Annotated in this window: 13 protein-coding genes and 1 pseudogene; 8 read left to right on the top strand and 6 right to left on the bottom strand. The window is 71.9% G+C overall.

From position 1 onward, the window contains the following. The first annotated feature begins 161 nt into the window (after positions 1–161). The 5 genes from KPL57_RS22790 to KPL57_RS22810 all read left to right on the top strand — a co-directional run bounded on the left by KPL57_RS22790 (position 162) and on the right by KPL57_RS22810 (position 3,288). Positions 162–407, top strand: a complete 246-nt coding sequence (locus KPL57_RS22790) for a hypothetical protein (protein WP_226353101.1) — start codon at positions 162–164, stop codon at positions 405–407. Beyond that, positions 404–1,219, top strand: coding sequence for an ergot alkaloid biosynthesis protein (locus tag KPL57_RS22795; protein ID WP_226353102.1), 816 nt, complete (start codon positions 404–406; stop codon positions 1,217–1,219). Before KPL57_RS22790 ends, KPL57_RS22795 begins: the two co-directional genes overlap by 4 nt. Positions 1,220–1,300: 81 nt before the next feature. Then, positions 1,301–1,900: a hypothetical protein gene (locus tag KPL57_RS22800; RefSeq protein ID WP_226353109.1), complete on the top strand. Its 600-nt coding sequence runs from the start codon at positions 1,301–1,303 to the stop codon at positions 1,898–1,900. Beyond that, entirely contained in the window at positions 1,864–2,238 is a 375-nt protein-coding gene (locus KPL57_RS22805) for a zinc-binding dehydrogenase (protein WP_226353108.1), read from the top strand. The genes KPL57_RS22800 and KPL57_RS22805 overlap by 37 nt, the downstream gene beginning before the upstream one ends. A 114-nt stretch (positions 2,239–2,352) precedes the next feature. Next, positions 2,353–3,288 carry an excalibur calcium-binding domain-containing protein gene (locus KPL57_RS22810; protein WP_226353103.1) on the top strand — a complete coding sequence of 312 codons (936 nt, stop codon included), beginning with the start codon at positions 2,353–2,355 and terminating at the stop codon, positions 3,286–3,288. A gap of 57 nt (positions 3,289–3,345) precedes the next feature. Here KPL57_RS22810 and KPL57_RS22815 read toward each other — a convergent pair whose 3' ends face one another. Beyond that, a complete protein-coding gene (locus tag KPL57_RS22815; RefSeq protein WP_063718637.1) occupies positions 3,346–3,846 on the bottom strand; it encodes a class I SAM-dependent methyltransferase in 501 nt (166 codons plus the stop codon). Between the two features lie 48 nt (positions 3,847–3,894). Here KPL57_RS22815 and KPL57_RS22820 point away from each other — a divergent pair, with 48 nt between their 5' ends. After that, the gene (locus KPL57_RS22820; RefSeq protein WP_226353104.1) at positions 3,895–4,326 is read left to right on the top strand and encodes a DUF1707 domain-containing protein; all 432 of its coding nucleotides are present in this window, start codon (positions 3,895–3,897) and stop codon (positions 4,324–4,326) included. A gap of 18 nt (positions 4,327–4,344) precedes the next feature. Here the strand turns inward: KPL57_RS22820 and KPL57_RS22825 are convergent, their stop codons facing one another. After that, the gene (locus KPL57_RS22825) at positions 4,345–5,511 is read right to left on the bottom strand and encodes an LLM class flavin-dependent oxidoreductase (RefSeq protein WP_226353105.1); all 1,167 of its coding nucleotides are present in this window, start codon (positions 5,509–5,511) and stop codon (positions 4,345–4,347) included. Positions 5,512–5,670: 159 nt separating this feature from the next. Between KPL57_RS22825 and KPL57_RS22830 the strand changes: the two genes are divergently transcribed. After that, complete coding sequence (locus KPL57_RS22830; protein ID WP_020623579.1) at positions 5,671–6,261, top strand: TetR/AcrR family transcriptional regulator; 591 nt, start codon at positions 5,671–5,673, stop codon at positions 6,259–6,261. Positions 6,262–6,273: 12 nt separating this feature from the next. On the opposite strand, the gene KPL57_RS22835 is transcribed toward KPL57_RS22830, so the two are convergent. Next, positions 6,274–6,684 carry a hypothetical protein gene (locus tag KPL57_RS22835; RefSeq protein WP_020623580.1) on the bottom strand — a complete coding sequence of 137 codons (411 nt, stop codon included), beginning with the start codon at positions 6,682–6,684 and terminating at the stop codon, positions 6,274–6,276. 75 nt (positions 6,685–6,759) lie between these two features. Between KPL57_RS22835 and KPL57_RS22840 the strand changes: the two are divergent. Further along, positions 6,760–8,598 (top strand): annotated as a pseudogene (locus tag KPL57_RS22840) (prolyl oligopeptidase family serine peptidase). Between the two features lie 1,422 nt (positions 8,599–10,020). Here the strand turns inward: KPL57_RS22840 and KPL57_RS22845 are convergent. From KPL57_RS22845 to KPL57_RS22855, 3 genes are all read right to left on the bottom strand, one after another. After that, positions 10,021–10,650, bottom strand: a complete 630-nt coding sequence (locus tag KPL57_RS22845) for an IS607 family transposase (protein WP_226351297.1) — start codon at positions 10,648–10,650, stop codon at positions 10,021–10,023. Continuing rightward, positions 10,535–10,993, bottom strand: a complete 459-nt coding sequence (locus KPL57_RS22850; RefSeq protein ID WP_226353106.1) for an arsenate reductase family protein — start codon at positions 10,991–10,993, stop codon at positions 10,535–10,537. Before KPL57_RS22850 ends, KPL57_RS22845 begins: the two co-directional genes overlap by 116 nt. A 67-nt stretch (positions 10,994–11,060) precedes the next feature. Then, positions 11,061–12,217, bottom strand: a 1,157-nt coding sequence (locus KPL57_RS22855; RefSeq protein ID WP_226353107.1) for a catalase, incomplete at its 5' end; no start/stop codon positions are given.

The following is a 12,217-nucleotide window of genomic DNA, read 5'->3' on the forward strand; positions in this document are numbered from 1 at the left end:
GGGAGTAGGGCCGGACCCGCGCGACAGTGGATCACGAAGACCACCCGGCCGGCTCAGCGCGGCGCGGTCGTCCCCCGGGTGACGAGCTCGGCGAGGGCGGTCGCGCCCGTGTCGTCGATCGGACCGCCGTGCACGGACACGCGCCAGAAGGGCACGCTGCCGTGGACGCGGCCCTGGACCGGATCCTGGCTCACGACATGGCGGGCTTCGCCGCGCCCTGGGCACCCGACGGCACGATGACCTTCCCGTTCGCGGCGCCCGGCTCCCCGCGCGCGGAGTACACGCTGCGCTACGTTGCGGTCGTGACCGTCGGCCCGGAAGGCATCACCGGACACCGCGACCGCTGGAGCCCGCTGGAGGTCCAGCAGGTGTTCGGCCGCACCGGACTGGCGGAGGCCGCCCGATGACCGTCCTGGTCACCGGGGCCACCGGCACCACCGGGCGCCGCGTCGCCGACCTGCTGGAGGCCGCCGGGGCCGACGTCCGCCGGGCCGCCCGGTCCACCTCCCCCCGGTTCGACTGGCTGGACCCGGCGACCCACGACGCCGCGTTCGAGGGTGCCGAGAGCCTGTACCTGCTCCCGCCGCTCGCCACTCCCGACCCGGCCCCCGTCCTCGCCCCCGTCCTGGAGCGGGCGGTCCGGCGCGGTCTGCGCCGGGTGGTGCTGCTGAGCGCGGCCGCCGTCGAACGCGGCACGACCGGGTTGGGCGCGGTGCAGGACCTCGTCCTGGACACGGTCCCGGAGCCGTCGGTGCTGCGTCCGTCGTGGTTCACCCAGAACCTGCTCGGTGACCACCTCACCGCACGCGGGCTGCGCGCCGGTGAGCTGGTCACCGCCACCGGGAACGGCCGGATCCCGTTCGTCGACGCCGGGGACATCGCCGCCGTCGCCTCCGCGCTGCTGCTCGCCCCGGCACCACCCGAACCGGACGTGGTGGTCACCGGGCCCGCGGCCCTGTCCTACGACGACGTGTGCGCGGTCTGGACCGAGGTCACCGGACGGCCGGCCCGGCGCCGACCGGTGACCGTGTCCGAGATGACCGCCCGGCTCGTCGCCGACGGGATGCCCGCCGACTACGCCGCCGTGCTCGCCGGGCTCGACGGGCTCATCGCCACCGGGTCCCAGGCCCGCACGAGCGACGCGGTGCGCCGGATCACCGGGCGCGACCCGCGCAGCGTGCGGGACGTCCTGCGGGAGGCCTACCCGGCGCGGTCATGACCACGGCCACACCGACGATCATCGCCGGGCACCGCGTGCGAGGCTCACCCACGGACGCAGTGGACGACGCGAGGAGGCGTGGTGCGACGGGTGGTCTGCCGGGAGTTCGCCGATCCGGAGCGGTTCGAGCTGGTGGAGGAACCGACCCCCGGGCCGGGTCCGGGCGAGGTGCTCGTCGCCGTCGAGGCCGCCGCGGTCAGCTTCGTCGACGGGCTGATCGCCCGCGGCGGCTACCAGCTGCGGCCGCCGCTGCCGTTCACACCCGGCAGCGCGATCGCCGGGACGACCCCGGACGGCAGGCGGGTCGCCGCCCTGCTCACGGGCTTCGGCGGGTTCGCCAGCCACGCCGTCGTCCCGGAGGGCCTCCTGGTCCCGGTACCCGACGGGGTCGACGCGGGCGTCGCGGCCAGCTCGCTGGAGAGCCACGGGACGATCGCCTTCGCCTTCCGGGACCGGGTCACCGTCCGGCCGGGTGAGTGGGTCGTCGTGCTCGGGGCGAGCGGCGGGATCGGGCAGGCCGCGGTGGACCACGCCCGCGCCGTCGGTGCCCGGGTGCTCGCCGTCGCGTCCACCCCGGACAAGCGTGCGGCCGCGCTCGAGGCCGGGCGGAGGTCGCCGTCGGCTACGACTCGCTCAAGGACACGATCCGCGGGCACACCGGCGGAGGTGCGGACGTCGTGATCGACCCGGTCGGCGGCGACGCCGCGGAGGCCGCGCTGCGGGCGCTCGCCGCCGGCGGCCGGTTCTGCGTGCTGGGTTTCACCTCCGGCGCGATCCCGAAGCTGCCCGCCAACCTCGTGCTGCTGCGGAACCGGACCGTCGTCGGCGTGGACTGGGGCGACTGGTCGCGCACCGACCCGGCCGCCTCGCGGGACCTGGCGGAGGACGTGCTGCGCCGGATCGGCTCCGGGGAGCTGCACCCGGCCCGCCCGCGGACCCTGTCGCTGGACGACGCGGCGACCGCGACCCGCGCCTACGCCGAGCGCTCCGCGGTCGGGAAGCTGGTGCTCACGCCCTGACCGCAGGCGCCGTCATCAACCCTGATGACGGGCGGTAATGGCCACGTCACACCTCTCGATAGGTCGTTCGTCGGAGCGGGCAGCTCCGGTAGGACCACCGTGAGAGGACCTCCCATGACCGCCACCCAGTCCTGGCCCGCCGTGGAGCCGGCGACGCAGCCGATCCCCGTCGTGCGACGGGGGAACACCCCGGCGACCGCCGGTTTCTGGCTGGGGATCGTGGGGCTGGTGGCCGGGTGGGCCCCGTTCCTGGGTCTGCTCGTGACGGTGCCGGCATGGGCGCTCTCGCAGGCCGGTCGGCGCCGGTTCCGCACCGGCGCGACCACGACGGCGGGTCGCAGCGGCGCCGGGCTCGCCCTGGGCGTGGCGGGCAGCGTGCTCTGTCTGCTGACGACCACCATCGGCGTCATCGGTGCCGCGAACGCACCGCAGCCGGCGCTGCCGGCCGCGGCACCGGCCGCCCCCGTCCCCGCAGCCGCCCCCGCCCCGGTCGCGGTGCCGGACGTCGTCGGCATGACCGACGCCCGGGCCCGCGAGGTCCTGGCCCAGGCCGGCTTCACCCACGTCGTGCTCGGCCCGCCCTCCCCGGCGACCGCCGGGGAGGCCGCGGGCACGGTCACCGCGCAGGACCCGGTGGGATCGACGACGTACGACCGCGCCGCCGCGGTCACGCTGACCGAGGCCGCGGCACCGGCCGTGCCGGTGGCCCCCGCCGCGGCGGCGACCGACGCGCCGGTGGCAACCGACGTCGACCGTCCGTACGTGCCCGCGCCGGCACGGCCGCTCGTCGCGACCCCGCCCGCCCCGCACACGGCCGTCGCCGCACCGCGCCCCGCCCCGCAGGCGCCGCGCCCGGCCGCACCGGCCCCGCGCCCGGCCGCCCCGGCGGCGCCGGCACCCGCCGCCCCGGCCCCCTCGCCCGGCGGTGGGTCGGCCTACTACGCCAACTGCACCGCGGCCCGCAACGCCGGTGCGGCCCCTCTGTACCGCGGTGACCCGGGCTACCGCTCGGCCCTGGACCGGGACGACGACGGCATCGCCTGCGAGTGAGGCTGGGTCCACGACACGGTGCCCGGCGGTGACGAGGTCCCGCCGGGCACCCGCCTGTCAGCCCGGCCGCGCCGAGACGCCCGCCCCGCCCGCACCCGACACGACGGACACCTCCCAGCCGTGCCGCTCCAGCCCAGCGGTGACCGCGGCCGGTGGGGCGCCTTCGTAGAGCACGTGCAGCACCCCGCCCGGTGCGAGCACCCCACGCAGCACCGCCAGCTCGGGGCCGGGGTCGCGGGTCCAGAACAGGTTGACGTTCAGCGTGAACGCGACGTCCACGGAATCGGCCGCGAGCCGCAGCCCGGCCAGATCGGACCGCACGACGGTGAGGACGCCGTCGTCGACGAACGCCGCGCAGCGCTCGGCGGTCCGCGCGACGGCGACGGCCGAGCGGTCCACCGCGACCATCGCGCCACCCGCGCCCGGGTCGAGCGCGGGGCAGACCAACGACGCCACCGCGCCCGGTCCGCAGCCCACCTCCAGCACCCGGGTGCCGGGCCGCGCGCCGACGACGGCGGCCGCGAACCGCGCCCGAGCCGGGACCACTCTCGCCGCCACAGCGGTCATGCTGGCACGGACCGGGCGCGGACGGGCATCATCGAGGAGGTGGACGAGGTGGTGGGACCCGAGCAGATCCGTATCTCCGACGCCGAACGCCAGGCCGTCGCCGACCGGCTGCGTGCCGCCCACGCCGAGGGCTACCTCGACCTCGCCGAGTACGACGAGCGCCTGACCGAGGTCTGGCGGATGCGCACCCGGGGCGACCTGGGCCGGGTGACCCGGGACCTGCCCGCCGAGCGGAACCCCGGCCGTCGCGACGGCCTGGTGTTCGCCGCGAGCCCCGGCGGCATCGCCATGAAGGTCCTGTCGATCATCTGGCTGTGCATCACCGCCGCGGCCGCGGCCGGGACCACGGTGCTGGCGCTGCTCACCGACCTCAGCCCCTTGTGGTTCCTGATCTTCTCGGCGCCGACCGGGGCGGTGCTGCTGACCCTGTGGGTGGCCGGTGCGGGCCGTCCCCGGCGCAGCGGCGCCTGACCGCCGCGCCGGGACGGCTCAGCCGCCCGACCGCTCCTGCTCGTAGCGCTTGGTCATGGTGTCGACGGCGTCGAGCTGGCTCTGTGCGTGCTTCTCCCGCGTGGAGCTGGCCCGGTCCTTCGCGGCCAGAGTGCCCGCGGCCTGCCCCTGGAACTCGGGCATGACGTGCTGGGCGATCAGCTCGTAGGAGCGCTTCGTCGCGGTCGGGTCGGCCCACTCGTGGCCGAGCAGCAGGAACGCGCCGAACCCTCCTGACTGGTCGACGAGCTTGCGCACCTGGGCCTTCGCGTCCTCGACGGTGCCGATCGCGCCGATCCCGGCGTCGTTGATGAAGTCGATCATCTCCTTGACGTCACCGCCCGCCACCGCCATCTGCGGGAACGCCGCGACCTTCTGGAAGTACCGGAACCAGTGCTCGATGCCGTACTCGACCTCGCGGTAGGCCTGCTCCCGGGTCTCGGCGACGTGCATCAGCCCGACCAGCCGCCACTTGCCGCGGTCCGGTGTCGGCTGCCCGTGGTGGGCGGCGCGCTCCTCGACGACACCCCAGTGGTGGGCGAGCGCGTCGAAGCCGTCCTGGGTGAGGGTGGCGCCGATCGACAGCAGTCCGACCCCGTGCTGCCCGGCCATCCGCGGCCCGGTCGGCGAGGCCACCGCGGCGACCGTGATGTCGAAGCACGGGTCGGAGTAGGGCGCCAGCTGCAGCTGGGCGTCGACGAGGGTGTGGGTGCGGGTCCGGGCGGTGACGGTCTCCCCACGCAGCAGCCGCATGATGATGTCGAGGTTCACCTCGAGCAGCTCGCGCGTGTCGGTGGGGTTCAGGCCGATCATGGCCGAGTCGGTCGGCAGCGAGCCGGGGCCGCAGCCGAGCATCGCCCGCCCGCGGGTGAGGTGGTCGAGCAGCACCATGCGGTCGGCCACCCAGAGCGGGTTGTGGTAGGCGATCGAGGTGACGCCGGTGCCCAGCCGGATGTGCCGGGTCCGCTCCGCGGCGGCCGCGATGAAGATCTCGGGGGACGCGATGATCTCCGAGCCCGCGGAGTGGTGCTCCCCGATCCAGGCCTCGTCGTAGCCGAGCCGGTCGAGGTGCTCCACCAGCTCGAGATCGCGCTGCAACGCGAGTGTGGGGTTCTGCCCGGGCTGGTGGAACGGGGCCAGGAAGGTGCCGAATCGCAGTCTGCTCACGGTGACTCCTCGTCGCTCCGGCGCCCACTCCGTCGAGGACGCCGTCACGACAGTCCTTACCTGCCGTGACGGGCGTCACGCAAGCGTTGCACGAGGGTGGCAGACCGGGTGAACGGCCGGTGTACGGACGTCCGTGACGACCCGATAGGTTCCGCGATCATGGGACACCGCGAGGAGCTTCTGGACGGGGCCGCGCAGTGCCTCTACGAGAAGGGGTTCGGCCGCACGACCGCACGGGACGTAGTGGCCGCGTCCGGGACGAACCTGGCCTCCATCGGGTACCACTTCGGCTCCAAGGACGCCCTGCTCACCGAGGCCCTGCTGCGGGCGACGACGGCCTGGGGAGAGGAGCTCGACCGGGCGCTCGCCGAGCCCGCCGGCGGGCCCACCGACCCGCAGCGACGGGTCGAGGAGACCTGGAGCCGGGTGGTCGGCCTGTTCTCCACCCAGCGACGTCTGTGGGCCACCCACGTCGAGGCGCTCGCCCATGCCGAGCGGCTGCCCGAGCTGCGCGCGAAGCTCGCCGAGGCCCAGCGGGAGATCCGCGAGGGCCTGGCCCTCACCTTCCACACGCTGCCCGACGACCCGGCCGCCGCGGACCGCCGCGTGCACGTGCTCGGCTCCGTCTACCAGGCGCTGCTCACCGGGCTCATGGTCCAGTGGATGGTCGACCCCGACACCGCGCCGTCCGGTGTGGACATCGCCGAGGGGCTGCGCGCCATCGCCGACCGGGCCGACGCCTTCGCCTGATCCCCCGGCGGGTCAGTGCCAGGGCTCGACCCGGCCGATGATCGTCCCGCCACGGACCGCACCGGGCTCGGCCACCCGCACGGTGAACGTCCCCAGCGCGAGGAAGCGCAGGGTGACGGTGCCCCCGGCGCTGACGTCGACGGCGCGGCCCTGCTCCGGGACCAGCACCCGGCGCGCGACGTCGCTGCCGACGGTGAGCACCACCGTCGTACCCCGTCTCACCCGCACGGTCGGGACCGCGGTCACCGGCCGTGCCTCCCAGTGGTCGAAGCGGACCGGGGTCAGGCCGTGGGAGTCGGCGGACGCGGTGACGGTCGGCCCGGCCGCGACGGTGCCCGTCGTCGGTCCGACGGCACCGCAGCCCGCGGCGGCCAGGGGGAGCACGAGCATCCCGGCGAGCAGCAGCCGGGCCGGTCTCCGCATGCCTCCATGCTGCCGGATGCGCGGCCGCCGACCCCGCCCGGTGCACCCGTTCGTGGCATTCGGCACGATCGGGTCGTGAGCCAGCACCCGATCGCCCCCGTTCCCCCGACGCTCTTCGACGACGAGCGCGAGCAGCGCTGGCGGTCCCGGTTCACCGCGGTCCGCATGTCGCGCCCCGGATGGGCCCGCGACGCGCCGGCCCGCTTGGTCTACGTCTCCAACGCGACCGGCACCTTCGAGATCCACGCGTGGGACCGCGACTCCGGGGAGCACCGCCAGGTCACCGACCGGCGCAACGGCACCACCTCGGCCGTGCTGCCGCCGGACGGCGGACAGATCTGGTGGTTCGCCGACACCGACGGCGACGAGTTCGGCCACTGGGTCGCCCAGCCGTGGACCTCCGGCCCCGGCGCCGACACCGTGCCCGCCGTCCCCGGTGTCGGCGACGGCTACCCGCGGGCCTGGAGATCGGCCGCCGCGTCACCGCGGTCGGGGTGTCCACCGACGACGGCACCGTCCTGTCGGTGCACGAGCGCGGCTCCGGCACCGACGCGCGCGAGATCTACCGGCACACCGAGTACGCCGGCGTCGGCGCGCTGTCGGAGGACGAGACGCTGCTCGCCATCTCCCACTCCGACACGGCGACTCCCGCCACCCCTCGCTGCGGGTGCTCGACGTCGCCACCGGTGACACCGTCGCCGAGCTGCACGACGGGCCCGGCCGCGGCCTCGCCGCGCTGGAGTTCTCCCCCGTCGCCGGGGACCAGCGGCTGCTGGTCGGCCACGAACGCCGCGGCCCGCGACGAGCTGCTGGTCTGGGACCCGACCACCGGCGAGGTCACCGAGCTCGCGATCGACCTGCCCGGCGAGCTCGTCGGCGGCTTCGTCCCGGACGCCTCGGCAACTGCTCGTCGCGCACACCCACGCCGCCAGGACCCGGCTGTTCCGCTACGCCCTGGCCTCCGGCGAGCTGACCGAGCTTCCGACCGCGCCCGGCTGCGTCGGGTCCGCCGAGGTCCGCGACGACGGCACCGTGGAGTACTCCGCGTCGTCGGCGGCCACCCCGTCGCAGATCCGGGCGCTGCGCCCGGACGGCACCGACGACGTCCTGGTCGCCCCGCCCGGGGAGCGCCCGCCCGGCTCGGTCGCCGTGCGCGACGTGTGGACCGAGGGCCCCGGCGGCGCCGTGCACAGCCTCGTCGCCGAGGCGCCGCGCACCGACGACGGCCCGGCGCCCGCGGTGTTCGTGCTGCACGGCGGCCCGCACGCCGCCGACGAGGACCGTTTCGACGCCGGCCGGGCCACCTGGGTCGAGGCCGGGTTCACCGTCGTCGAGGTCAACTACCGCGGCTCCACCGGCTACGGCTCGGCGTGGCGCGACGCGATCGAGGGCCGCCCCGGGCTGACCGAGCTGGCCGACGTCGCCGCGGTGCAGGACGCGCTGGTCGCCGACGGCACCGTCGACCCGGCCCGCTGCGTCGTCGACGGCTGGTCCTGGGGCGGATACCTGTCGCTGCTCGCGGCGGGCACGCAGCCGCAGCGGTGGGCCGCGGCCGTCGCCGGGGTGCCGGTGGCCGGCTACGTCGCCGCCTACGCCGACGAGATGGAGCAGCTGCGCGCGTTCGACCGGGCGTTGTTCGGCGGCTCCCCCGACGAGCTGCCCGACCTCTACCGGGAGGCCTCGCCGCTGACCTACGTCGACGAGGTCCGGGTGCCGGTCCTGGTGCTGGCCGGGGAGAACGACCCGCGCTGCCCGATCCGCCAGATCGACAACTACCTGGACGCGCTGGCCGCGCGCGGGGACGTGCCCTACGAGGTCAGCCGGTTCGACGCCGGACACGGCTCGCTGGTGGTGTCCGACCAGCTGGACCTGATCGCGACCGAGGTCGACTTCGTGCGCCGCGCCCTGGGCTGACTCACCGGGGCGCGTCGCCGAGCAGGCCCAGCACGTTCTCCGGCGGCCTGCCCACGACGGCGTCTACGGATCTCTGACACTTATGGACACCCGAGTGGATGTCTGTCGGTGTGAGTGATCGGTAGTCACACGGGTGTTTCGGCAGGTCAGGGGGCTTATTCACAAGGGAGTAATTCTGTTGATCTGCGGAAGCCGTCACCGGCGATTTTGTCTCGATACCGGCACGGCGGTGTGTCGCGCTTGAAGTGCAACAGCCCTTGCCGGTTTGTTCGGTGTTCCCAGGCATCGAACGAGGATCGGCGAAGAGCTGTTGCGATTCAAAGCTATGACAGGGTTGGACGATAGACAACTCACCGATCTGGTGGTGAGAGTACACGCCCGATGCGGTGGGTATCGAGGCTTGAGGAATAAGCTGTTCAAGACGAGCGATTTTACGGCGGAGGAACTGTCCTTGTCGCTGAAGTCGAGCTAACTTGACGGAGAGTCCATGGTCATCGAAACGGCGCCCGCGAAAATCACTGTACATGGCGTTGCTTTGAGTGTCACGAACTACAGTCGCTGCAACGACCATATCCTTAGGTGACCAATCAACCCCGACTGCAGACGCTGCGTTCGCAACGGTCGGTGGCCGAGGTACTGTTTCAGCGAAAGCGAAACGGAATAGTGCCCCGCGCCGATCAAGGGTCACCTCGGGGAGATGCCATCCGGTGATTGACCGATGATGTAAATGTTGAGGAATCGGGATATCGAGTTGAACCCAACGCCAATCGGTCCGAGAATCTGGATGTTGACGTACAGGAAGTTTGATCCGCAGTGTCAGCTCGGTGGCCGTACTGGTAACAAGCGTCGCCAGCTGGGCGTCAACGGCTCCGAGACGGACCCGGCGAGCGACAGATGGAACGGGTTGGAGCGTCGTGATCCGCAAGCCTGCCGGATCGACCCCGGGATGCAAGCGCACCCACCGAGCGATCTGCCTATGCACATTCCTCGCGAACGCACCCCCGAGGCCCGCAGTGCCGTCTGACGCACCACCAGACACCTCTGCTGCAATGGCGGCATCCCGAAAAGCCAAGGTTCGCAACGTTGATATCACCTGTGCCGTCACGATCCGCATCACACGAGATGGAACGTACATATCCTGCGGAAACTGAGGTCGCCATCCGCAACGCTGCCCCACCACCGCTGCAGCCGCAGGCAATCGACGGCCGCCCTCATCCACACCGGAATGTATACGGTCAAAAGTTTCCGGAACCCACAACTCGGATAGCAGATCGCGTTCGGCGCCCTCCACAATGTCGAGCAGCCAACGCACCCGCTCCGTCAAGTCATCTCGCGACACGACAGCACCAGACACTTCACACACTGCTCGTGAAGCTCGAGATGTCGTTGAAGACGTCAATACATTGGATTTCTGCCAACCCGTCACGTCGGAGGTCCCTGCTCCTGCAGGCGTGCCTGCGCGGCATCAAGCAGTCGTTGCTGATTCGTCTTTGACCGCAACTGATAGAACCGACCAGAAAAGGACGCAAGTAACGCCATGAAGTCATCCATCAGCTCTTCAAGCAGCGACTTGTCCGCATGAGCATGAACAGTCTCAACTGCAACTCCGACCTGCGCCAGATACCGCTCAATATAGGCGACACCAAACCGAGCCAGTCGGTCACGCCACACTACGCGAACTACCGTGAACCGCCCAGCAGCGGCGTCATCAAGTAGCCGAGTCAACCCCTTCCGATTTTCTCGCAAACCGGACGCGCGATCACGATACACTCGGAATACTGTCCCCCTGGACGTCTCCCGCAACACCGATTCCTGGTTCGCCAACGACGACTCCTGACCCGTCGAACCAGAAACACGACAATACAACGCCTCAACCCGCTCCGCCGCTTCCGGCTGAATCGGTTCGCGCCCAAGGAAGACATCAAGATCAGCACGATCAAACAAACGCTGACCAGAGGCTGAAACTCGACACGGCAGCCGACCCTCTCGGGCAGCCTTCCGAACACCCACCACCGACATGCCCATGTACTCGGCAGCTCGCGCTATACGCATCTAAAGCAGTATGAGCTAGTACCGGATACTTTGTCAACAGTCGATGAGCCCGGTCGCCGTCGATCACCACGGGCCGCTCGATCAGCTTCGGCTCGGCGGCCAGCGCGTCGAGCAGGGTGTCGCGGTCGGCCCCGGCGAGACCCTGCTCGCGGAACGCCGGCTCGCCGGTGCGGGTGATCGCGAGCGGGTCCTCGGTGCCCAGCGCGGCCAGCGCCCGTTCGAGCTCGGCGCGGGTCGGTGGGTCGTCGAGGTAGCGGCGCACCGTCGGCTCGGCACCGTGCTCGGTCAGCAACGCGAGGGCGGCGCGGCTCTTCGAGCAGCGCGGGTTGTGCCAGATCTCCACGGCCCGAGCCTAGGACGCACGACGGCCCCGGGGGTGTCCCCGGGCCGTCGGTCGGTGCGCGGAGCGGTCAGCCGCCGTTGCGGACGGCCTGCTCGATCCGGTCGCCGATGTTCTTGTCGACGTTGCGCCAGTACTCGAAGGCACGCTGCAGGACCGGCTCGGTCACGCCGTCGAGCAGGTGCCCGGCGACGTTGCCGACGAACCGTTCGCGGGCGGCGGCGTCGAAGACCTCGCGGACCATGATCCCGGCCTGGCCCCAGTCGTCGTCGGACTCGCGCAGCGTGTACGCGCTGCGGACCATGTCGCCGTCGGCGTACCAGAGGGCCTCGGAGACCCGCTTCGGGTCGGCCGCCGGGCCGCCGTAGGAGTTCGGCGCGTAGATCGGGTCACGGGTGTTCGTGATCCGCATCGCGCCGTCCTTCTGGTAGTTGTTCACCTCGCTGCGCGGCGCGTTGACCGGGATCTGCTTGTAGTTGACCCCGAGGCGGGCGCGGTGGGCGTCGGCGTAGGAGAACCCGCGGGCGAGCAGCATCTTGTCCGGCGACAGCCCGGTGCCCGGCACCAGGTTGTTCGGCTCGAACGCGGCCTGCTCGATCTCGGCGTGGTAGTCCTCGACGTTCTGGTCCAGCGTCAGCTTCCCGACCTTGATCAGCGGGTAGTCGCTGTGCGGCCACACCTTGGTCAGGTCGAACGGGTTGTACCGGTAGGTCTTCGCGTCGGCGAACGGCATGACCTGCACGTACAACGTCCACGACGGGTGGTTGCCCGCCTCGATCTCGTTGTAGAGGTCGGCCTGGTGGTAGTCGGGGTCCGAGCCCGCGAGGGCGTCGGCCTCGTCCTGGGTCAGGCACTCCACGCCCTGGTCGGACTTGAAGTGGTACTTCACCCAGACCATCTCGCCGGCGTCGTTGATCCAGCTGTAGGTGTGGCTGGAGTAGCCGTTCATCTGCCGCCAGGACTTCGGGATGCCCCGGTCGCCCATCAGCCAGGTGACCTGGTGCGCCGACTCCGGCGACAGCGTCCAGAAGTCCCACTGCATGTCGTGGTCGCGCAGGTTGTTCGCCACGCGCCGCTTCTGGCTGCGGATGAAGTGCTGGAACTTCATCGGGTCGCGGACGAAGAAGACCGGCGTGTTGTTGCCGACCATGTCCCAGTTGCCCTCGGTGGTCCACAGCTTGAGCGAGAACCCGCGCGGGTCACGCCAGGTGTCGGGGCTGCCGCGCT

It is taken from the genome of Pseudonocardia sp. ICBG601 (assembly GCF_020496245.1).